The organism is Pedobacter puniceum, assembly GCF_009674685.1.
Lineage (GTDB): Bacteria > Bacteroidota > Bacteroidia > Sphingobacteriales > Sphingobacteriaceae > Pseudopedobacter > Pseudopedobacter puniceum.
This window is the reverse complement of the sequence record NZ_WKJI01000003.1, coordinates 252478-274476: the sequence shown is the minus strand read 5'-3', so window position 1 is coordinate 274476 and position 21999 is coordinate 252478. Positions and strand designations below refer to the sequence as shown.

At 33.3% G+C, this 21999-nt stretch carries 17 protein-coding genes; 7 read left to right on the top strand and 10 right to left on the bottom strand.

The window, feature by feature from the left end:
- Positions 1 to 7: 7 nt before the first annotated feature.
- The 3 genes from GJJ64_RS12565 to recJ are packed head-to-tail and all read right to left on the bottom strand — an operon-like array spanning position 8 to position 4016.
- Positions 8 to 1525, bottom strand: coding sequence for a GH3 auxin-responsive promoter family protein (locus GJJ64_RS12565; RefSeq protein WP_154288128.1), 1518 nt, complete (start codon positions 1523 to 1525; stop codon positions 8 to 10).
- Between the two features lie 39 nt (positions 1526 to 1564).
- On the bottom strand, positions 1565 to 2305 hold the full coding sequence (gene lptB, locus GJJ64_RS12560) for an LPS export ABC transporter ATP-binding protein (RefSeq protein WP_149074837.1): 741 nt from the start codon (positions 2303 to 2305) through the stop codon (positions 1565 to 1567).
- 10 nt (positions 2306 to 2315) lie between these two features.
- Positions 2316 to 4016 carry a single-stranded-DNA-specific exonuclease RecJ gene (gene recJ, locus GJJ64_RS12555; protein ID WP_154288127.1) on the bottom strand — a complete coding sequence of 567 codons (1701 nt, stop codon included), beginning with the start codon at positions 4014 to 4016 and terminating at the stop codon, positions 2316 to 2318.
- 107 nt (positions 4017 to 4123) lie between these two features.
- Here recJ and GJJ64_RS12550 point away from each other — a divergent pair, with 107 nt between their 5' ends.
- Positions 4124 to 4897, top strand: a complete 774-nt coding sequence (locus GJJ64_RS12550) for an MBL fold metallo-hydrolase (protein WP_154288126.1) — start codon at positions 4124 to 4126, stop codon at positions 4895 to 4897.
- On the opposite strand, the gene GJJ64_RS12545 is transcribed toward GJJ64_RS12550, so the two are convergent.
- The 6 genes from GJJ64_RS12545 to ahcY all read right to left on the bottom strand — a co-directional run bounded on the left by GJJ64_RS12545 (position 4894) and on the right by ahcY (position 14055).
- A complete protein-coding gene (locus tag GJJ64_RS12545) occupies positions 4894 to 5304 on the bottom strand; it encodes a response regulator (RefSeq protein WP_149074840.1) in 411 nt (136 codons plus the stop codon). The genes GJJ64_RS12550 and GJJ64_RS12545 overlap by 4 nt on opposite strands.
- 389 nt (positions 5305 to 5693) lie before the next feature.
- Entirely contained in the window at positions 5694 to 6281 is a 588-nt protein-coding gene (locus GJJ64_RS12540) for a YceI family protein (RefSeq protein ID WP_154288125.1), read from the bottom strand.
- Positions 6282 to 6365: 84 nt separating this feature from the next.
- Positions 6366 to 8585, bottom strand: a complete 2220-nt coding sequence (locus GJJ64_RS12535; RefSeq protein ID WP_154288124.1) for an ABC transporter substrate-binding protein — start codon at positions 8583 to 8585, stop codon at positions 6366 to 6368.
- Between the two features lie 127 nt (positions 8586 to 8712).
- A complete protein-coding gene (gene gcvP, locus GJJ64_RS12530) occupies positions 8713 to 11598 on the bottom strand; it encodes an aminomethyl-transferring glycine dehydrogenase (RefSeq protein ID WP_154288123.1) in 2886 nt (961 codons plus the stop codon).
- A gap of 146 nt (positions 11599 to 11744) precedes the next feature.
- Complete coding sequence (locus tag GJJ64_RS12525) at positions 11745 to 12467, bottom strand: pyridoxine 5'-phosphate synthase (RefSeq protein WP_154288122.1); 723 nt, start codon at positions 12465 to 12467, stop codon at positions 11745 to 11747.
- A 271-nt stretch (positions 12468 to 12738) separates the two neighbouring features.
- Positions 12739 to 14055, bottom strand: a complete 1317-nt coding sequence (gene ahcY, locus GJJ64_RS12515) for an adenosylhomocysteinase (RefSeq protein ID WP_154288120.1) — start codon at positions 14053 to 14055, stop codon at positions 12739 to 12741.
- A 194-nt stretch (positions 14056 to 14249) separates the two neighbouring features.
- Here ahcY and GJJ64_RS12510 point away from each other — a divergent pair, with 194 nt between their 5' ends.
- Positions 14250 to 14660: a BrxA/BrxB family bacilliredoxin gene (locus GJJ64_RS12510; protein WP_154288119.1), complete on the top strand. Its 411-nt coding sequence runs from the start codon at positions 14250 to 14252 to the stop codon at positions 14658 to 14660.
- Between the two features lie 44 nt (positions 14661 to 14704).
- Here the strand turns inward: GJJ64_RS12510 and GJJ64_RS12505 are convergent, their stop codons facing one another.
- Positions 14705 to 16546: a tetratricopeptide repeat-containing sensor histidine kinase gene (locus tag GJJ64_RS12505; protein ID WP_195759283.1), complete on the bottom strand. Its 1842-nt coding sequence runs from the start codon at positions 16544 to 16546 to the stop codon at positions 14705 to 14707.
- Positions 16547 to 16787: 241 nt separating this feature from the next.
- Here GJJ64_RS12505 and GJJ64_RS12500 point away from each other — a divergent pair, with 241 nt between their 5' ends.
- From GJJ64_RS12500 to GJJ64_RS12480, 5 genes are all read left to right on the top strand, one after another.
- On the top strand, positions 16788 to 19277 hold the full coding sequence (locus GJJ64_RS12500) for a M1 family aminopeptidase (protein WP_154288117.1): 2490 nt from the start codon (positions 16788 to 16790) through the stop codon (positions 19275 to 19277).
- A 338-nt stretch (positions 19278 to 19615) separates the two neighbouring features.
- A complete protein-coding gene (locus GJJ64_RS12495; RefSeq protein WP_154288116.1) occupies positions 19616 to 20101 on the top strand; it encodes a hypothetical protein in 486 nt (161 codons plus the stop codon).
- A 99-nt stretch (positions 20102 to 20200) separates the two neighbouring features.
- Positions 20201 to 20413, top strand: a complete 213-nt coding sequence (locus GJJ64_RS12490; protein WP_154288115.1) for a hypothetical protein — start codon at positions 20201 to 20203, stop codon at positions 20411 to 20413.
- Between the two features lie 5 nt (positions 20414 to 20418).
- On the top strand, positions 20419 to 20913 hold the full coding sequence (locus tag GJJ64_RS12485; RefSeq protein ID WP_154288114.1) for a hypothetical protein: 495 nt from the start codon (positions 20419 to 20421) through the stop codon (positions 20911 to 20913).
- A 55-nt stretch (positions 20914 to 20968) separates the two neighbouring features.
- Complete coding sequence (locus GJJ64_RS12480; RefSeq protein ID WP_154288113.1) at positions 20969 to 21925, top strand: acetyl-CoA carboxylase carboxyltransferase subunit alpha; 957 nt, start codon at positions 20969 to 20971, stop codon at positions 21923 to 21925.
- Positions 21926 to 21999 lie beyond the last annotated feature (74 nt).

Below are 21999 nucleotides of genomic sequence, written 5' to 3'. Positions count from 1 at the left end.
TAAATCATCAGCTACTTTGTATGATTTGCAAGATTTCATCAACATAAGTTCTGTTGTTTGCCAATCTTGGAACCTTGTGTTGCCCGCCTAATTTCCCTTTCTGTTTCAACCATTTATAGAAAGTATTATCTGGGGCAATATGCACAGTTGGCCTTCTTAAAGCCATATCTTTAAATCTTTTAGCGTCATAATCAGAGTTTACTTCGCGTAAAGTATTATCTAAAATATCAACAAACCTATTAAACTCGTTAGGTTTCTTTTCAAATTCTATAATCCATTCATGACCGCCAGCTTCATTTCCTTGGAAATAAATTGGGCAGGCAGTATAATCTTTAATAATAGCATTGGTTTCCGCACAAGCTTTAGTAAGTGCCTTTTCAGCATTATCTATGATAACCTCCTCGCCAAATGCATTAATAAAATGTTTAGTTCTTCCAGTTATTTTTATTCGGTAAGGGTCTAATGAAGTAAACTTTACTGTATCACCAATAACATACCTCCATAAACCGGCATTGGTACTGATGATGATAGCGTAATTTTTATTAAGCTCAACCTCGCTTAGGGATAATGTCTTAGGATTTTCTTCATCAAAATGCTCCATTGGTAAAAACTCGTAGTAAATACCATAGTCTAACATCAACAATAAGTCTTTATCTTCACTTTGATCTTGTATCCCAAAAAAGCCTTCTGATGCATTGTAGGTTTCTAAGTAATACATCTGCTCGTTAGGAATAAGCATTTTAAATTGTTCCTGATAAGGTTCAAAATTTACAGCGCCATGCACATAAAGCTCTAAATTAGGCCAAACTTCCATTAAGTTATTTTTACCTGTAAGTTCTAATACGCGTTTTGCCAAAACGATAGTCCAAGTTGGTACTCCGGCAATATTAGTTACATTAACTTCCATAGTTGCTCTGGCCATCTTTTCTATCTTCTCCTCATAATTATCCATTAAGGCGATAGACATATCAGGCGTACGCATCATTTCTGCCCATATAGGCAAGTTTTTTATGATAACAGCAGATAAATCTCCGTAAAAAGAATCAGGACTTAATTGATTGATTTGATGGCTACCACCTAACACCAAACTTTTACCGGTAAACATCTTAGCATCTGGCCTATTATTACAATAAATTGCTAACATGTCTTTCCCTCCCTTAAAATGACATTCTTCTAAAGCCTCTTCACTTACGGGGATAAATTTACTTCTATCGCTAGTGGTGCCAGATGATTTGGCAAACCATTTAATTTCTGATGGCCATAGTATATTCTGCTCTCCTTTTAGCATTTTTTCAATAAAAGGCTTAAGGGTATCATAGCTTTGAAGCGGTACACGCTCTTTAAATTGGCGCTCGTTTTCTATTGATTTATAATCATAAAGCTTTCCCCACTCTGTATTTTCTGCAGAGTTTATCAAAGTATTTAGCCATTCTTCTTGCACTTCATTAGGATATTTCATGAAAAGCTCTATTTGGTGCATACGCTTTTTCATTATCCAGTTAAGAAAAGAATTTACAATTGTCATAATGGGTTATTGGCTACCTTGAATATAAGAGATATAAATTTAAACTTTAAAATTCTTGATTTTAAGTACAAAATGCTGGCCTAAATAAAATTTTCTAGCCATTTCATTATCTGCAATTTCTTGCGGAGTACCAGCAAGCATAATTTTACCTTCTGCTAATAGGTAAGCTCTATCTGTAATAGATAAGGTTTCGTTCACATTATGATCAGTAATTAAAATACCAATATTACGATGTTTTAGTCTGGCCACAATAGTCTGAATTTCTTCTACCGCAATGGGGTCTACCCCAGCAAATGGCTCATCTAGTAAAATAAACTTTGGGTCAGCAGCTAAAGCTCTGGCAATTTCTGTTCTTCTTCGCTCGCCACCAGATAATAAATCGCCACGGTTTTTTCTTACTTTATGAAGGCTAAATTCATCAATAAGTTGTTCTAATTTATCTTTTTGTTCTGCCTTAGATAGTTGCGTCATTTCTAAAACAGCCTTAATATTATCCTCAACCGTAAGTTTTCTAAAAACAGAAGCTTCTTGCGCCAAATAACCAATTCCCTTTTGCGCTCTTCTGTACATAGGGTCTTGGGTGATATTTTCATCCTCTAAAAAAACATTGCCTTCATTTGGTCTTATTAAACCCACTATCATGTAAAATGAAGTTGTTTTTCCGGCTCCATTTGGGCCAAGTAACCCTACAATTTCACCCTGCCCTACATGAAAAGAAACGTTATTTACAACAGTTCTTTGCTTATATTTTTTAATTAGATTTTCTGCTCTTAATATCATAAATTTTAACCTAATAGGTTTTAATGCCTTTTATGTTTAATTGTATAGAACGCTTATCTTTCCATACATTTTCTTCTATGGTGTAACAAATATCAAAAGGAATACCTCTGTTAATTTGCTCTAAAAAATCTCCATGACCAAAGGCTATACAATCAAAAACCTGACTATCTTTTTGCCTAACACTCATTTTTAAATGGTTATTACCCACGATAGAGCCATAACCATACGAATATACATTTCTACTAATAAAAACTGGCGCCATGTTTTGAGGGCCAAAAGGTGCAAATTGTTTTAATATCCTAAAAAATTTAGGTGTAATATCTTTTAAATCAATACACTTTTCTGCCTCTATTACTTGCATCAACATATCATCTGTGATAGTAGCCGATACAACTTCTTCAAATTTATGGATGAAAGCAGGCAAGTTTTCTGGTTTCATGGTTAAACCTGCTGCATATTTATGTCCGCCAAATTGCTCTAACAAATCACTACACTCGCATAAAGCTTCGTACAAATCATATCCTAAAACAGACCTGGCCGAACCAGCTATATGCCCATTAGATTGGGTTAAAACAATAGTTGGACGATAATATTTCTCTGTTAACCTACTTGCTACAATTCCTATCACACCTTTATGCCAGGTCTCGTGGTAAACAACGGTTGATTTTCTTTTTTCCATTTCTGGAGAGTTTAAAATCATGTTAAGAGCTTGCTCTGTAATATTATTATCAAACTCTTTACGTTCAGAATTTTTGAGGTTAATGATAAAGCCAGCGTCTTCTGCCAATTGTGTTGATGAGGCAATTAAAAGTTTAACAGCTTGTTTAGCATCATCAATTCTACCTGCAGCATTAATTCTAGGGCCTATAGAAAAAACAATATCTGTGATGGTAAAATCATCGGCTTTGCCAGATAATTCTATCAAAGCTTTTAAACCGTTACATGGCTCTGAGTTAAGCTTCTTTAAACCATAATGTGCTAAGATTCTATTTTCTCCAGTAATAGGTACAATATCTGAGGCGATACTTACCACTACCAAATCGAGGTATTTTAAAACCTTTTCTTGTGGTATATCATTTCTAGAGGCAAAAGCTTGAATAAGTTTAAAGCCTAAACCACAACCAGAAAGCTCTTTATATGGATAATTACAATCTTTACGTTTTGGGTCTAGCACAGCAACAGCATCCGGAATTTCATCTCCCGGTAAATGATGGTCGCAAATGATAAAATCTATTCCCTTTTCTTTTGCATACTCAACCTTATCAATAGATTTTATACCACAATCTAAAGCTATAATAAGGCTAATACCATGATGAGCAGCATAATCAATCCCTTGTGTGGATATACCATAACCTTCTACATATCTATCTGGTATATAATAAGTTAAATGAGGATATAAATCTTTAAAAAAAGAATAGGTTAAAGCTACGGAGGTTGTACCATCAACATCATAATCTCCATAAATTAAAATATGCTCTTGGTTTTTGATGGCTCTTTGTATTCTGGATACGGCCTCCTCCATCCCATTCATTAAAAATGGGTCATGCAAATCATCCAAAGATGGTCTAAAAAATAGTTTAGCCTGCTCAAAAGTTTTAATACCTCTGGCAACCAACATCTGGGCTAAAATCTCATCTATATTTAACTCTTCTGAGAGTAAATTAACAGTTTCTAAATCTTGTATTGAATGCTCTACCCACCTTTTTTCCATATATTTGCGCAATGTAACACAGTAAAGATACAATAATCAGCAAGCTCCATAAAAAAGAATTGTAAGCTACTGATTATGTCTTATTTAAATTACAAAAAACTAGCATTTTGGAAATCATAGCACTTAACGAAGGTTCATATTCTGTAGATTCATCAAAGAAATTCATCCCCTTTGACCCTAGCATTCATAAAGCAAGTGAAAGACCTGCTTCATTATTTATACATATCAATCCCTTTTTGATTAAAACCGAAAAAGAACTACTTATTCTAGATACAGGATTAGGCTATAATGATGAAAAAGGCAATCTTATTTTACATGAGAATATTAAAAAAGCAGGCTATCATCCAGATGATGTTACCAAAGTTTTAATGTCTCATCTACATTATGACCATAGCGGTGGTATGGTTTGGGATAAGCAAGGAAAACTAGAACCTAGTTTTGCAAATGCAGAATATATTATTCAACAGGGCGAGTGGGAAACTGCTTATGCCAAACAATCATCCTCATATAAAACAGAAATTTTTGATGTTATACAAAGATCCGGACAGGTGCATTTTATTGAAGGAACTGGAATCTTAACTGATGAAATAAGCTACGAACTAACTGGTGGACATTGTGAATATCATCAAGTTTATCATATCAAAAATGATGAGCATGAAATTTTTTTTGGTGGAGATGTGGTACCTGAGCCCGAACAATTACAAAGAAATTTTATTGCTAAGTATGATTACGATGGAAAGCTAGCTAAAGACTTAAGAACAGAGTATGGAAAAAAGGCTGCCATAAACAATTGGATATGCTTATTTTACCATGCCAAGAACAGGGCTATTGGCACAGTTAAAGAGGATGAACAAGGTAATATAAGAGTAGACGCTTTTTAGCTAATACCTAAGCTTTGATACAAATCTTGAATTTTTTCTATGGTTAAAGGTTTAGAAATAAACCTGTTAACAGTAGGATATGTTTTAGATTTACTGATATCATCATTATAAACAGATGATGACAACATATTAATTACAATCTTTTTTGATATTTGATGAGTTACGGCAGCATATTCTTCTAAAAACTCCCAGCCATTCATGATTGGCATGTTAATATCTAAAAAAATAATATCTGGAAGATCTTTTTGATTATTTAATCTAGATGTTATATAATTTATACCTTCCTGACCATTTAAACAAGTAGAAACTCTTGCTCTAGGCGGTATCTTGTCTATTAATTTAGCGGCTATAAAATTATTGATTTCGTCATCATCAATAATTAAAATATGTAACGTTTCATCTATCATATCTGGGCTCTTCTACGAAAGCTTAAAAATAAAGTTTTAATGATTTCAAAGCATATTAAACTCATTAATAATTATCCCGCTATTATAACTATTAATATTTATAGATACACTTTAACTTTAAAATAGTTTCAAGTTTTATACCATAAAAGCATTTTTCTAGATAATTAAGATTTTAAATTGATATTATCTTGCTTAAAAGATTTAAAGACCATATTAAAAAGGCATATTATTTATAAGCTTATTAAATCAAATAAAAAAACGCCTCTTTTTTGATTATTATAATACCCAAAATGGGGAATTTGAGAATTTTATTCTACAATATAAGGCAAAAAAAAAAAAAAGAGACTAGCTTTAATAGCTAGCCTCTCATACTTTATAATAGAAATATTCTATTTTTTCGCAACCAAGTTGATATTTAATTCAAACTCATCATTAATTGCTTTGTCTCCTAAACTATCAAAAAAGCTTTTAGAACCATATTTAATATCGTATTTTGTTCTATCAACTTTAACTCCATTAGCAACAGCTACCAAAACACCATTTATTACAGTGATTGCAGCAGGGAAAGTTAATGGCTGAGTGATTCCTTTAATTGTTAAATTACCAGAAATATTTACTTTACCTGCACCAGCAGCAGTAACTTTAGTAATCACAAATTTTGATTGAGCAAATTTATCAACGCCAAAGAAGTCGTCAGCTTTTAAATGGCCTAATAATTTACCATTCATTTCGCCTTGTAAATCAGTTACAGTCATGCTATTCATGTTGATAACAAAATTACCTCCATTTAAAGCAGAACCATTGTAATTAAGAACCCCAGAAGCTAATTTAATTTCTCCACGGTGTTCACCAGTAACTTTTTTACCAATCCACTCAATTTTAGATTTTTGAGTATCAACTTTATACTCAACTGCAGCTGGCTTAAATGCCAACGAAATCATGCTTACGAAAGCAATTAATAATATTCCTTTTTTCATAATTTTTAATTTTGTTAAACAAACCTACATAAATAATTTATATGTTTAAACATCTATTTTTGATATTACATTAAATTGACATTATTACATCTCTAAAGATTCAGGCTGAGGAAATCTTAAGATAAAAGTGGCTCCTTTATTTGGCTCACTTTCCACCTCAATTGAGCCCCCTAAAGATTCTACATGCGATTTAAGAATAAATAACCCTATACCTCGCCCTTCAGTATGCTGATGAAATCTTTGATATAAACCAAACATTTTTCCAGCATTCTTTTTTAAATCAATTCCTAAACCGTTATCCTTTACTTTTAAAACTACATCATTATTGATTAACTGGCTAGTGATATGAATTTCTAGGTTTAAATGATTAGATTTATAGTTAATAGCATTAGACAATAAACAGAAAACAGCACTCTCTAAATATTTTTCTGGGTAAAATAATGTATTTACATCAAGTTCTAATTTTACTTTAGCGTGTGCTTTAACCAGTTTACTTTCCAAAGAATTTATAACTCTTACGCATACCTCTTCTATATTTACATTTGTTGAGCATTTCTCCTCTGATTTTATTTCATGCGAAACAATCTCAATCAAATCATTTAAAACCCCACTTAATTTATCTATAGATGCTTTAATATGATTTACAATCACTAAATCCTCTGGATTTAAAGTATCTACATTCAGCATTCCAAAAAGAGCCTCTATATTTACAATAGGTGCTCTTAAATTATGTGAAGTTATGTAAGCAAACTTTTTCAACTCGTTATTGCTACGCATCAATTCTTCAGAAACCTTAATAAGTTGAAACTCTTTTCTCCTTATCTTATCAATGTTAATTACAATTCCAGATACCTTATTTCTCAACTTATCCGTATAGTTATTTGCTGTAAAAGATATCATCACGTGTAGAACCTCGCCATTTTTAAGCTTTAATCTAACTTGAAAAATCTGCCTTTTTTTGTTACCTCTTTTAAATTCTTTAAAACTCTTAAGAGCTATAATTTTATCATCAGGATGAACAAAATCTAAAAGATTAGCTTTATTTAAAGATGGTTGATAATCTATCCCTAACATCTCACACCAATCTCTACTTATAAACGCTTTTTTATTGATAACATCCCAATCCCATATACCAATATTTGCACTCTTAATAGCTAGTTTTAGCTTTTCTTCATTTCGTTTTGCTGAAAGTTCTGCCGATTTTCTATTTTCAATTTCTGCAGAAAGCTCTGCAGTTTTGGTTTTAACTAGCTTTCTTAGCTGCCAATTTATAACCACTATAACTACAATAATGATAAAAGCTGCAATAGCAGCGTATACAATTGGTTTTAACCACTTGTTCAAACGCTCATCTTCAGAATTATAAATAAAATCTTTTAAGCTAACCTTCTTATCTGCAATACCCAGCTGCTGATAAATTTGTAGCATATATTGCCATCGCCCTATATTCATGTGGCCAATTTGTACTAAATCTGGCATCACTAGCTTTTTAACTTGTTGAGCTTCTATTTTTAAAAAAGCTCTATTATTTCCGTAATTTTTAACCCCGGGAAGTGTTAAAATATAATCGATAAGTTCATCCTCATGCTCAAAAGCATATTCCCAGCCTTTCAACGTGGCTCTTATAAAAGCATCTGTTCTTTCTGGATTCTCATAAGCAAAAGACTTTGTTGTAAAAATCACATCGCCATAAAAATCAACACCATACTCTACAGGTCTTATCATGTTAACTGATAAGCCTAGCTTTTGTAGTCTTTGAGGTTGCGTGGTGATGTAAGTTACAACCGCATCTGCTTTACCTTCTGCTATTTCTTCTGAATCGTTTTTTCTTGGAATAACATCAATTAAATCTGATTTTATTCCTTCTTTTAACAATACGGCTTTAAAAATATTCCAACCTTGATCTTGATCAGCTAAAATTGTTTTTCCGATAAGATCTGATGGTTTTAATATATTTTTACGCTTTAAGCTGATGATGACATAGGGAGAAGATTGCATGATGGTGGAAAGTACTACTAGAGGTTTCTCTTTGGTATTTCTTAAAACAACATTGGGATCAAAAACTCCAATATCTGCATTACCCTTTAAAATTTCTTGTACAGGCGAGATATTTGGTCCGCCGGGTATTAGCTCTACATTCAAGCCCTCTTCTTTGTAATATCCCTTAATAAGCGCAGCATAATATCCTGCAAATTGAAATTGATGTCGCCACTTAAGTTGTAGCTTTAAAGTATCTTTTTTTATTGCATAAGAAGGCTTCAATAAAAACACGAAAAGAATAAGTGGTGCTAATAAAAACCTCATCCTGTATAACTTAGTAACTGCCCTATAAATCTAACACATTAATTGTTTATAACATGCTTTTTATAAGCGCATTAAATAAAAAAAGCCAGACAATAGCCTAGCTTTTCTTTTGAATAAAATATTTAATTTATACAGACTCTAATTCTGTGTATGTTTCTAATGGTGGGCAAGAACATACTAAGGTTCTATCCCCATGTGTATCATTAACTCTACCTACAGAAGGCCAAAATTTATATTGAGCTACATAAGGCAAAGGAAATGCTGCTTTTTGTCTGGTGTAAGGTTTATCCCAATCATTACCTGTTACTACCGCAGCAGTATGTGGAGCATTTTTTAGAGGATTATTTACTTTATCTAATAAACCAGATTCTATATCAGCTATTTCATTTCTGATAGCTATCATAGCATCGCAGAAGCGATCTAGCTCATGCTTTGGTTCAGATTCTGTAGGCTCTACCATTACAGTGCCAGCTACTGGGAAAGAAACTGTTGGTGCATGGAAACCGTAATCCATAAGCCTTTTAGCTATATCAGTTACCTCGATACCTAAAGCCTTAAACTCTCGGCAGTCTAAAATCATCTCATGTGCACATCTTCCATTTGCTCCTGAGTACAAAACAGGATAATGCTGTTCTAACCTAGCTTTGATATAATTTGCATTTAGGATAGCATATTTTGTAGCATTGGTTAAGCCCTCAGCTCCCATCATAGCTATATAGGCATGAGAAATTAACAAAATAGATGCAGAACCCCAAGGTGCTGCCGAAACTGCATTTATAGATTTTTCTTGACCGATATTTACCACAGCATGCCCAGGCAAATACGGAACTAAATGTTTAGCTACACCAATCGGCCCCATACCTGGGCCACCACCTCCATGTGGAATACAAAATGTTTTATGTAAGTTGAGGTGGCAAACATCGGCACCAATATTTGCTGGAGATGTTAAACCTACTTGTGCGTTCATATTGGCACCATCCATATAAACCTGTCCACCGTGTTGATGAATAATATCACAGATTTCTATGATAGACTCTTCAAAAACACCATGAGTTGACGGATATGTCACCATTAAACAACTTAAGTTAGCAGAGTGTTCTTCTGCTTTTGCTCTTAAATCTTCAACATCAATATTTCCTTTTTCGTCACATTTAGTTACCACGATTTTCATACCTGCCATAGCAGCAGAAGCTGGGTTTGTACCATGTGCAGAAGATGGAATTAAAGCAATATTTCTATGGAAATCTCCTCTATCTTGATGATAGGCTCTGATAACCATTAAACCTGCATACTCACCTTGTGCACCAGCGTTTGGCTGTAAGCTCATGGCTGCAAAACCAGTTATCTCACTTAACCAACGGTTTAACTCATCCATAATTTGCATATAACCACCAGTTTGATCTATTGGTGCAAAAGGATGCAAGTTTCCAAACTCTGGCCATGTAACCGGAATCATTTCTGTGGTAGCATTCAATTTCATGGTACATGAACCTAAAGCTATCATAGAGTGGCATAAGGATAAATCTTTTGCTTCTAAAGATTTGATATAACGCAGCAACTCATGTTCTGAGTGATGACTATTAAATATAGGATGCGTTAAATAAGCTGATGCTCTAGCTAAAGAAGCAGGGATAGTAGTTGCTAAATCTCCTTTTAAAGCATCAACATCTATATCATTTTGATTGATGCCTTTTACTTTTCCGAAAAATCTAACTAAAGTTTTAATATCTTCTACAGAGGTAGTTTCATCAATAGCAATGGTTACGGTTTCACCTCGGTAGTTTAAGTTAACTTCGTTATTTAAAGCTTCTGCTTTGATAGCATTTACCAAAGCCCCTACGTTAAACCTTACCGTATCAAAATAAGCTTGGTTTTCTTGTTTATAACCTAGCTGTTGCAAAGCATTAGACAATAAAACGGCTAAACCATGTATTCTTTCTGCTATAAGTTTAAGGCCTTTAGGACCATGGTAAGTAGCATACATACCGGCCATAATAGCTAATAAAGCTTGTGCTGTACAAATATTTGAAGTTGCTTTATCTCTTCTGATATGTTGCTCTCTGGTTTGTAAAGCCATACGCAAAGCGTAATTTCCATGAGCATCAATAGTTACACCAATGATACGACCTGGCATAGACCTTTTGTACTCTTCTTTTGTAGCAAAAAAAGCGGCATGAGGCCCACCAAAACCCATTGGAATACCAAAACGTTGGGTTGTACCTACAACAATATCAGCGCCCCATTCTCCTGGAGGAGTTAATAAAGCTAAACTCATAATATCTGCCGCAACAGTAAGTTTTATATTTTTTTCATGAGCTTTATTAGCAAAATCGCTATAGTCAAATACTTCACCATTACCTGCTGGGTATTGTACAATAGCACCAAACATATCTTCTGTTAGTTCTGCGGTTCTATGGTCGCCAATAACTAGCTCTATACCATAAGGCTGTGAACGTGTTTTTAAAATATCTATGGTTTGCGGGAATACTTCTTGAGAAACAAAGAACTTCTTAGCTGCGGTATTTTTTCTTAAGCTGTATTGCATAAACATCGCTTCTGCAGCTGCTGTTCCTTCATCAAGCAGAGAAGCGTTTGCTATTTCCATTCCGGTTAAATCAATAACCATCGTTTGGAAATTTAACAGCGCTTGTAATCTACCTTGCGCAATTTCTGCCTGATAAGGTGTGTATTGCGTGTACCATCCTGGGTTTTCTAAAATGTTTCTTTGGATAACACCCGGTACAATAACGCCGTAATAACCTTGCCCTATATACGATTTAAAAATCTTGTTTTTAGATGCCGTTTGCTTCAGATGATTCAGGTATTCGAACTCACTTTTTGCCGTAGGCAAATCCATTGCTTTCTTTAGACGGATGTTTTGTGGTACTGTTTGAGAAATTAATTCATCTAAAGAATTTACTCCAACAGCCTTTAACATTTCTTGGGTATCCTGCTCATTTGGTGCAATATGTCTTTGCTCGAACAGTTCCTGATAATCAACATTTAATTTCATTTAAACGGAAGTTTTAAGATGCGCAAAATTAAAAAAAACAAGGCTCTTAATAAAGCCTTAACCCTTGTAGAATTGTAAAGATTACAAGACAAATTATCCACATTTAACAGTGGTTAGCTATAAATGTTTATAACTGCGTTTTATCTTTATTTTAACTGATATAAATACCGTTGTATGGTATTTTCTAAGCCTAAATAAAGTGCATCACAAATAAGTGCATGGCCTATACTAACTTCTAACAAGCCCGGTATATTTTGCGCAAAATATTGAAGGTTATGTAAATCTAAATCATGCCCAGCATTGATGCCTAAACCTACTTTATTGGCCATTTCGGCTGCTTTTACATAAGGCAATATGGCTTTTTCTTTATCTTGATGATAATTTACCGCGTAAGACTCTGTATAAAGTTCTATTCTATCTGTACCTGTAGTTTTTGCTGCTTCTACCATTTCTGGATTAGGATCTACGAAAATAGAAACTCTAATACCTTCTTGTTTAAAAACAGCAATGATATCTTGTAAGTAGTTTTGGTGTTTGATAGTATCCCAACCATGGTTAGAAGTGATTTGCCCTAAAGCATCGGGTACTAAAGTTACTTGTGCTGGTTTGTTAGCTAAAACCAGTTCTACAAATTTTTCTTCTTGGCAATTGCCTTCTATGTTAAATTCTGTTTGAATTTGACCTTTTAAATCATAAACATCTTGATAGCGTATATGTCTTTCATCCGGACGTGGATGTACGGTTATTCCTTGTGCACCAAAACGCTCGCAATCTAATGCTGTTTGTAATACATTTGGATTGTTACCACCTCTTGAGTTTCTTAAAGTGGCTATTTTATTGATGTTTACTGATAATTTGGCTAATGACATATACAAAGGTATCATTATGCTACGATACTGTAAATACCTTGTATAGGTTTTGAAAAATAAACCGGGGCGAGGGCGATACCCCGCAGTACATTTGTAGCTTTTGCGAAAAATGGACGAGGAGTAAAGCAAAGCACCGGACTAGCCTTAAAATGAAATGCTGCCATTGCTTTTCTAAATTAAAATCCCTATGAAATAAAAAAACCGCCCTGTTTGTACAGAGCGGCTTAGATTAATCGTCTCCCGATAGCTATCGGGACAACAATCAAAAATATTAATAACGGTATGCGTCTGACTTGAAAGGACCTTGAACCGTAACACCAATGTATTCTGCTTGGTCTTGACGAAGTTCTTCCAACTCTACCCCGATTTTTGCTAAGTGCAAACGAGCTACTTTTTCATCTAAAGTTTTTGGTAAAACATAAACTTTGTTTTCGTAAGCTGCCGAGTTTGTCCATAACTCTATTTGAGCTAAAGTTTGGTTTGTAAATGAGTTAGACATTACAAATGATGGGTGACCAGTTGCACAGCCTAAGTTTACTAAACGACCTTCTGCTAAAACGATAACGTCTTTACCATCAATAGTATATTTATCTACTTGTGGTTTAATTTCGATTTTGGTATCGCCATAGTTTGCGTTTAACCAAGCCATATCAATTTCATTATCGAAGTGGCCAATGTTACAAACGATAGCTTTGTCTTTTAAGCCTTTAAAATGCTCGCCTCTAACGATGTCTTTATTACCAGTTGCTGTTACTACAATGTCTGCCTCTTTGATAGCGGTAGCTAGTTTTTTAACCTCGAAACCTTCCATTGCAGCTTGTAAAGCACAAATTGGATCTATTTCTGTAACGATAACTCTTACACCTGCGTTACGTAAAGAGTCTGCAGAACCTTTACCAACATCGCCATAACCGCAAACAACGGCTACTTTACCAGCCATCATCACGTCTGTAGCTCTACGGATAGCGTCTACTAAAGACTCGCGACAGCCATATTTATTATCGAATTTAGATTTGGTTACAGAATCGTTAATATTGATTGCCGGCATTGGAAGTGTTCCTTTTTTAACGCGATCGTGTAAGCGTAAAACACCTGTAGTTGTTTCTTCTGAGATTCCTTTGATACCTGCTGCTAGTTCTGGATATTTATCTAAAACCATATTGGTTAAATCGCCACCATCATCTAAAATCATGTTTAGAGGCTCGCGGTTTTCGCCAAAGAACAAGGTTTGCTCAATACACCAATCAAACTCTTCTGCATTCATACCTTTCCATGCGTAAACAGGAATACCTGCGGCAGCAATTGCAGCAGCTGCGTGATCTTGAGTTGAGAAAATATTACAAGAAGACCAAGTAACATCTGCACCTAACTCTACTAAAGTTTCAATTAAAACTGCTGTTTGGATGGTCATGTGTAAACATCCGGCAATTCTTGCGCCTTTTAAAGGTTTGCTTGCGCCAAACTCTTCTCTAAGGGCCATTAAGCCAGGCATTTCTGCCTCGGCTAATTCAATTTCTTTTCTTCCCCATTCTGCCAGGGAAATGTCCTTCACTTTGTAAGGTACGTAAGTTGTCTCTACTGATGACATAGTTGTTTTATTTTGTGAGCTGCAAAGATACCGCTTAGGCGGATGAAATTCAAACCTTTAACTATAGATAAGAAGAAAATTACATTTATGACAAAGCCTTGATATGCTTTATTGTTAGCATCTGGTTAAAAGCTTAATTTTGTGCTTGTAAAAAGAATCAAAAATCTTAATTCGTAAATCGTAAATACAAAAAAATGTATCCAGAATATTTAGTTGCCCCAATGAGAACCGACTTAACTAGTGTTGGTTTTGAAGAATTAAAAAATGCCGATGAAGTAAAGCAAGCTATAGAAACAGAAGGCACTACGTTTGTGGTTGTTAACTCTGTTTGTGGTTGTGCGGCTGCAAATGCTCGTCCGGCTGCTAAAATTGCTGTACAAGAAGGTAAAAAGCCTAATAAAATTGTAACTGTTTTTGCAGGAATGGAAAAAGAAGCGGTTGATGCTGCCCGTAATTACATGTTGCCTTATCCACCATCATCACCTTCTATGGCTTTATTTAAAGATGGTAAATTGGTACATATTATAGAAAGACATCAGATAGAAGGTCGCCCAGCACAAATGATTGCCGATAATTTAATTGGTGCTTTTGAACAATACTGTTAATTTCTAAAAAGCACTAGCTTTTGTAAAAGCTAGTGCTTTTGATTTTAACAATTACCTTTCTTTAATGTAAAACTGAAAGTTGCCCCCTTCCCTTCTACACTACTCACTGTAATCTGGCCTCCATTACTTTCTATAAATTCTTTACAGATAATTAAACCTAGACCTGTACCTTTTTCATTATGAGTACCACTTGTACTTGAAGAGTCTGCAGTAAAAATCTTATTTAGTCTATCTTGAGAAATGCCTATGCCGCTATCTTGGATAGAAAACTTAAAATAGTCTTGTTCATCAGTACAACTTAAATTGATTTCACCTCTTTTTGGAGTAAATTTCACAGCATTAGATATGAGGTTTCTAATAATAAAGTTGAAATGATTCTTATCAGCTAAAACACATATTTCTTCATTTATGTGATTATTTACCTTAATCTCCTTTTCATGAATAATTTGTGATAAAAAGTCTAATGTTTGATTAAGTGGCACAGTACAATTAAAATCTTCTAAATTTATTTTAGCTCCTCTAATTTGACTATACCCCCAATGCAATAATTTATCTAGCGTTTCTAAGGCTGTTTCAGATTGATGAATAACACGATTAATCATATCTTTCTTTTCGCTAGCTGATAAATCATCTTCTTTAATGAGGTTTAAAATGCCTAATGTAGAAACATAAGCACTCCTTAAATCATGTCCAATGATAGAAAAAATTCTATCCTTTACTTGGTTACTTTCAGAAAGTTTATCCTTTACGAGGATATTTTGCTTATTTAAAATTCTTACTCGATAGTAGGAATAAGCAAAAACCACCATGGATAACAATGCAATTACCAATAGAATAATGCTTAAATTACGTTGATTGGTTCTTGTTTCATTTATCTCATTTAAAAGTTTTAATTGCTCTTGGGTTTTCTCTAACTCGTATTTATCCTTAATTCCAGAAATTTCAAGCTCACGTTCCTTTGTGTTTAACTTCATAGAAGCCTCATAATACTCCTCGGTATATTTGTGAGCATTTTTATAGTCTTTTTGCTTTAAATAATTAGTTCTTAAACCTTCTAAAATCTCAACTTCTAAATCTATCACTCCCATTTCTCTTGATTTCATCAGAGCTTTAAGAGCTTCACTATTACTTTTCTCATAATCTCCGATGAAATAATAAGCTACAGAGATATTTTGCATGTTCTTTAAAATTCCTTCTGGATAATTGTTATCTAAAGAAACTTTGTATGATTGCTGATAATAATCTAATGCCTGCTTATATTCTTTCTTTTCTTTGTAAACCAAGCCAATATTCATCAAAGACGAGGCATGAGCCGCTACTTGTTCTCTATTGCCTTTGGTTAGCCTACTTACTCTCTCAAACATAGCTAAAGCATCATCCAGCTTTCCTTGCTCTGCAAATGCAATAGCCATATTATTAGCAATATCTAGTTCAAAATCTTTATCCTTAACATCTCTATTTAAAGAATCGGCAATTTTACAATACTTAAGAGCACTTTTAAAATCATGAATTTGTATATGAATAGCGCTTAGTTTAATGTAAGCGTTTATCATTCCCCCTTTATTTTTTAATTTTTCAAAAATGTTTAAGGATGAAAAAGCATTAGCTGTAGATTTTGGGAAATCTCCCTTTCTGCCGTAGATAACAGACAATAAACCATAAGCTCTAGCTAAGTTAATTTGATCTTTTTGGCTCTTCGCTAGTTTAAGTGCTTTATTTGCATAAACTAAAGCTTCAGACAAATCTCCATGTACACTTAAGAGATTGGCCATATTATGGTTCAACAAAATCTCTCCTAATACAAAATCATTTTCTTTTGAGTAAGCTATCGCCTTATTATAATAAAATCTTACAGAATCTATTTTATTAGGCCCGAGAGACTTCATGATCATTACATGAGCATTAACCACTAAAGAATCATTCTTCGATGTGTTTATAACTTTTTTGTAATGATTTACATCAATACTTTGAAATAAAAGTAGATTAAAACAGAGTAGGATATAGTAGATATTCATGTATAGTGTTTAAAAGCTGTAATATAAATAGGATATAAATTCTTTACAAATGAAAGTGCAATACTTTTAACTCAATTTAAATATCTTTGCGTTTTCACTAACTAAAATTCTCATGTTTTATCATTTTTTCAGGTTTTTATCTGTAATAGCTTTATTATTTTCACTTAACCAATCTTCTTTTTCGCAAGAACAAAAAATTTACAGGGCAACTGCCGAAAAAATTAATAGCTTAATTCATACAAAATTAGATGTTAGCTTTGATTACCAAAAGAGAAGATTAATTGGTAAAGCGTGGATAACCCTTAAACCTCATTTTTATAATACAGATTCTTTAACCTTAGACGCTAAAGGAATGGATATCAAAAATGTGGCTTTGGTTGCTAACAACAAACTCAATAAACTAAATTTTAGCTATGATAGTTTAAAGCTTAAAATAAAGCTTGATAAAACTTATTCTAGTAAAGAAAATTACACCGTTTATATTGATTATGTGGCTAAGCCGGATGAACTAAAAGCTAAAGGCAGTGCTGCTATTACCAATGCTAAAGGTTTGTATTTTATAAATCCGGATAGCACTGTACAAAACAAACCTGTGCAAATATGGACACAAGGCGAAACCGAAAGCTCATCTGTTTGGTTTCCTACTTTAGATAGCCCTAATCAAAAAACTACCCAGGAAATCAGCATAACTGCACCAGCTAAATACACTACTTTATCTAATGGTATCTTGGTGGGTAAGAAAACCAATAAAGATGGTACCCGTACCGATACCTGGAAAATGGATAAACCACATGCACCCTATTTATTTATGATGGCTGTTGGGAATTTTAAAATCTATCAAGATAAATGGAAAAATATCCCGGTTGATTATTATTTAGAGCCTGAATATGCCCCTTATGCAAAAAACATTTTTGGTAATACACCAGAAATGATGACTTTCTTTTCTAATAAATTAGGAATAGATTATCCTTGGGATAAATATGCACAAGTTGTAGTTAGAGATTTCGTAAGTGGCGCTATGGAAAACACAACAGCTACTATTCATGGTGATTTTGTTCAACAAACAGACCGAGAATTATTAGATGGAAGTGCCGGAGAAGATGTTATTGCTCACGAACTTTTCCACCATTGGTTTGGAGATTATGTAACTGCTGAAAGCTGGAGTAATTTATCTGTTAACGAATCTTTTGCCGATATAAGCGAAACCCTCTGGAACGAATATAAATTTGGTAAAGATGCTGGAGATGCTCATAATTATGAAGCTATGCAAGCCTACCTAAATAATCCTTCTGCTAAATCTAAACACCTTATTAGATTCCACTATGAAGATAAAGAAGATATGTTTGATGTAGTATCTTACCAAAAAGGTGGACGTATTTTGAACATGCTTCGTCATTACATTGGTGAGGACGCCTTTTACAAAAGCTTAAATTTATACCTAAAAAGTAATGCCTTTAAAACTGGTGAAGCACACCAGCTAAGACTTGCTTTTGAAGAAGTTACAGGTAAAGATTTAAATTGGTTTTTTAATCAATGGTATTTTAGAGAGGGCCATCCTGAGCTTAACATAAAATATAATTGGAACGATGCAACCAAAACACAACAAGTTATTTTAAGTCAAAATCAAAAAACAGATGTATTCTTGCTACCTATGAAAATTGACATTTATGTAGGCGGCAAAAAAGAACGTCATGATTATTTCATGAGCAAAAAAGCCGATACACTAAATTTCATTTTAAATAAAAAAGCAGATTTAGTTAATGTTGATGCTGATAAAATCATACTAACAAAGAAAATCGATGAAAAATCTTTAAATGAATATGCTTTTCAGTATGATAACGCCCCACTTTATGTAGATCGGTTAGAAGCTTTAAACGCAGCAATAAAAAACAGTAGCGAGGCAATAGCTCAAACTATTATTCAAAATGCTTTAAAAGACAAGTATTACAAAATAAGAATCAAAGCCATTGACGCTTTAAAATTAGACCAAGCATCAGTAAAAAATAAGTCATTGCCTATTCTTAAGAATTTAGCTAAAGCTGATGAAAAACCCCTTGTTCAAGCTGCGGCAATTACAGCATTATCATCATTAAAAGATAACACAAATGAGCTATTATTCAAAGAAGCTTTAAAAAGTAAATCATATGCTGTACAAGGAGCTGCTTTACAGGCATTAGCCACTACTAATAAAAAAGATGCTTTACAACTTGCAAAATCTCTTGAACAAGATAGCAGAGGACCATTATCAGTTGCATTAGTATCTCTTTATGCTGCCGAAGGCTCTGAAAATAATTTCAACTTTGTTTCTAAAGCTTTTAAGGATGGTGGTATAGAAGAAAAATTCCAGATGATGCAACGTTACGTTGGTATGCTAGGTAAGGTAAAAAGTGCTAGCGTTTTCAATGAAAACATTGATCTTCTAAAAGGAATTGGCATACAATATAAATCTTATGGAATTGATAAATACGTTATAGGCTTACTTAATAACCTTTTAAAAATCAAAACAGAACAGTTAAATGCTGGCTATACTCAAGCCAAGGCTGATCTTGACAACCAAATAGAATATTTGAAAACTAATATCGCAGTCTTAGAAAAATTATAATTGTAATAACGCCAAGTTAAAAAAGGGTTGATTCTACGAATTAACCCTTTTTTATTTCGCAAGGTAAGATTTACCATAACCTAACACTTATTTAACAAATATTTTACATAAAAACACTCTTTATCAACTACTTACAAAGCAAAACATTAAAACTCTCTAAGTTCTTTTTATAAATTTATTAAATAGTGTAGCGTTTACACTAAGATTTTTTTCAATTTTAATTAAAAAGCCATTTTTATATAAATTTTTCATAAAAATTCAATTTAGTTTACATATTTATCAATAAATACATACTTTTGTTGTGTAAATAATTACAACACTACTTAAAATTTAAAATTATGAAAAAGGCTATATTATCAATCGCACTATTATTAAGTTTAACTGTAAGTTTTGCTGATGAAAAAGATTCTAAATCAGCAGTAAAATCTGGAAACGTTGCAGAAAATGTTCTTAGACAATTTGCCTACAACTTCTATAATGCTACTGATGTAAAATGGAATATCAATGAAAAGTTTCAAACTGCATCTTTTAAGCTAAATGACAAACCTGCTTACGCTCTTTACAGCTTACAAAATGAATTTTTAGTTGCTACACAAGTTATTAAAATCGAAGAGTTTTCTAAAACTGCATTAAAAAACATTAACGATGCTTATGCAAGCGCTAAAATTCAAAAAATTGTTAAAATCATTTCAAGACCATCAGATTTTCAATTTTCAGATGATACAGGTTCTTACTGGGTATCATTAATTAGCGGAGAAAAGCAAATCATCTTATTAGTTTCTCCTGAAGATAACATTACAACTGTTACTTCAATTAAACTTTAACTGCATAACACTCTATTATAAACCGGACCGCAAGGCCCGGTTTTTTTTTGCTTTAAAATTTAATACCATATTTGCTTTTAGAAACGTTTATATTTTGATATGACAGAAGGCATCAACATCATAACAGATGATAAAGGGAATAGCAAAGCTTTAATCATAGACTTGCTGTATTTAAAAAAGGCCAATATAAAGGCAGAAGAAGTACTTAAAGGCCTATCTAACCTGCAAGAGTTAATAGATAATACCCCAGAAAAATCACAGCAGAATACTTGGGATGCGGCTAAAGAGAAATTAAACAAAATAAAAACCTAAAATTCATGAAAAAAATTATAGGATTAGCACTATTATTTTGCGGATTAAACTCTTTTATAGTAAATGCCAATACGCATAAGACAGATTCTATAGAAAATAAAGTTCCGATACATTTAAATAAAGAGCAACCTAAAACCAGTGTTTTAGAAATGATCTTAGTGGCAGAAACTAACAACTATCCTTCTCCTCAGAAAGCTTTACAATATGCTCAACAACTTAATTTAAGCGCAGTACAAAAGACGCAAATCACGCAAATCCTGAGTGAAATGAATAGAAAGGCCAAAGAAATGAATAATTTCATTTTAGCTCAAGAAGATAAGCTCAATACTTTATTTAAAGAGCAAAAGGTAAACGATGGTTCTTTAATTTTTTATACCAATAAAATTGGAGCATTACAAGGCGAATTAAGAAATGCTTATTTGAAAGCTTATATCGCAACTAAAAAGGTATTTACCACAAATCAATTAAATAAGTACAAACAACTAGTTGTTAGAAATTAGTTTTTTTAAAATTTAAGATTAAACGATAACTTAGCAACCTAAATAAAGGAGTGATATGAATACATCTTTCGACTTTGAAAAACCTATTGCAGATTTACAGCAACAGGTTGAAAAAGTGAAGCAGGTAGCAGAAAAAACCAAAGTAGACATGTCTGCTACATTGAAAGAACTGCAAGATAAAATAGAAAAAACCAAGCTAGACATATATAATAACCTTACAGGCTGGCAAAAAGTACAAATCTCTAGGCATCCAGAAAGACCTTATACATTACAATACATAGAAATGATTTGTGATGATTTTATTGAGATGCATGGTGATAGAACCGTTAAAGACGATAAAGCTATTGTTGGCGGTTTTGGTACTATTGCAGGGCAATCTGTAATGATTATCGGTCATCAAAAGGGTGTAAACACCAAAATGCGTCAATATAGAAATTTTGGTATGGCTAATCCTGAAGGATATAGAAAAGCGCTAAGATTGATGAAGCTTGCCGAGAAATTTAACAAACCAGTTATTACTTTTATAGATACACCTGGTGCTTTCCCTGGCTTAGAAGCCGAAGAAAGAGGACAAGGCGAGGCTATTGCAAGAAACCTACTTGAAATGTCTGTCTTAAATGTACCTATCATTTGCATTATTGTTGGTGAAGGTGCTTCTGGTGGAGCTTTAGGTATTGGTATTGGAGATAAAGTTTATATGTTAGAGCATACTTGGTACTCGGTTATCTCTCCAGAATCTTGCTCTTCTATTTTATGGAGAAGCTGGGATTTTAAAGAACAAGCTGCAGAATGCTTAAAGCTTACCGCTGATAATATGTATCAAAATAAATTGATAGATGGTATCATCAAAGAACCTCTTGGCGGCGCACATCAAGATCCTAAAGCTATGGCAGAGACCATTAAAACACAATTATTAGCAGATTTATCTGAGCTAAAAGCTAAGAAAATTGAAAAATTAATTGATGAAAGAATTGAAAAATTCTGTAACATGGGTGTTGTTGTAGAAGATTAATCAGGCCTTTATATAAAAATACAAAGCCTTTAAGCATTTAGCTTAGAGGCTTTTTTTATGTTAGAATCATCTAA

Excerpts from the sequence above, each read along its gene's own strand:
- lptB (WP_149074837.1), bottom strand. The coding sequence starts at position 2,305 with ATGATATTAAGAGCAGAAAATCTAATTAAAAAATATAAGCAAAGAACT.
- GJJ64_RS12485 (WP_154288114.1), top strand. The coding sequence starts at position 20,419 with ATGAAAAAAATTATAGGATTAGCACTATTATTTTGCGGATTAAACTCT.
- GJJ64_RS12500 (WP_154288117.1), top strand. The coding sequence starts at position 16,788 with ATGTTTTATCATTTTTTCAGGTTTTTATCTGTAATAGCTTTATTATTT.
- ahcY (WP_154288120.1), bottom strand. The coding sequence starts at position 14,055 with ATGTCATCAGTAGAGACAACTTACGTACCTTACAAAGTGAAGGACATT.
- GJJ64_RS12480 (WP_154288113.1), top strand. The coding sequence starts at position 20,969 with ATGAATACATCTTTCGACTTTGAAAAACCTATTGCAGATTTACAGCAA.
- GJJ64_RS12510 (WP_154288119.1), top strand. The coding sequence starts at position 14,250 with ATGTATCCAGAATATTTAGTTGCCCCAATGAGAACCGACTTAACTAGT.
- gcvP (WP_154288123.1), bottom strand. The coding sequence starts at position 11,598 with ATGAAATTAAATGTTGATTATCAGGAACTGTTCGAGCAAAGACATATT.
- GJJ64_RS12525 (WP_154288122.1), bottom strand. The coding sequence starts at position 12,467 with ATGTCATTAGCCAAATTATCAGTAAACATCAATAAAATAGCCACTTTA.
- GJJ64_RS12490 (WP_154288115.1), top strand. The coding sequence starts at position 20,201 with ATGACAGAAGGCATCAACATCATAACAGATGATAAAGGGAATAGCAAA.
- GJJ64_RS12535 (WP_154288124.1), bottom strand. The coding sequence starts at position 8,585 with ATGAGGTTTTTATTAGCACCACTTATTCTTTTCGTGTTTTTATTGAAG.
- GJJ64_RS12545 (WP_149074840.1), bottom strand. The coding sequence starts at position 5,304 with ATGATAGATGAAACGTTACATATTTTAATTATTGATGATGACGAAATC.
- recJ (WP_154288127.1), bottom strand. The coding sequence starts at position 4,016 with ATGGAAAAAAGGTGGGTAGAGCATTCAATACAAGATTTAGAAACTGTT.
- GJJ64_RS12540 (WP_154288125.1), bottom strand. The coding sequence starts at position 6,281 with ATGAAAAAAGGAATATTATTAATTGCTTTCGTAAGCATGATTTCGTTG.
- GJJ64_RS12505 (WP_195759283.1), bottom strand. The coding sequence starts at position 16,546 with ATGAAGTCTCTCGGGCCTAATAAAATAGATTCTGTAAGATTTTATTAT.
- GJJ64_RS12565 (WP_154288128.1), bottom strand. The coding sequence starts at position 1,525 with ATGACAATTGTAAATTCTTTTCTTAACTGGATAATGAAAAAGCGTATG.
- GJJ64_RS12495 (WP_154288116.1), top strand. The coding sequence starts at position 19,616 with ATGAAAAAGGCTATATTATCAATCGCACTATTATTAAGTTTAACTGTA.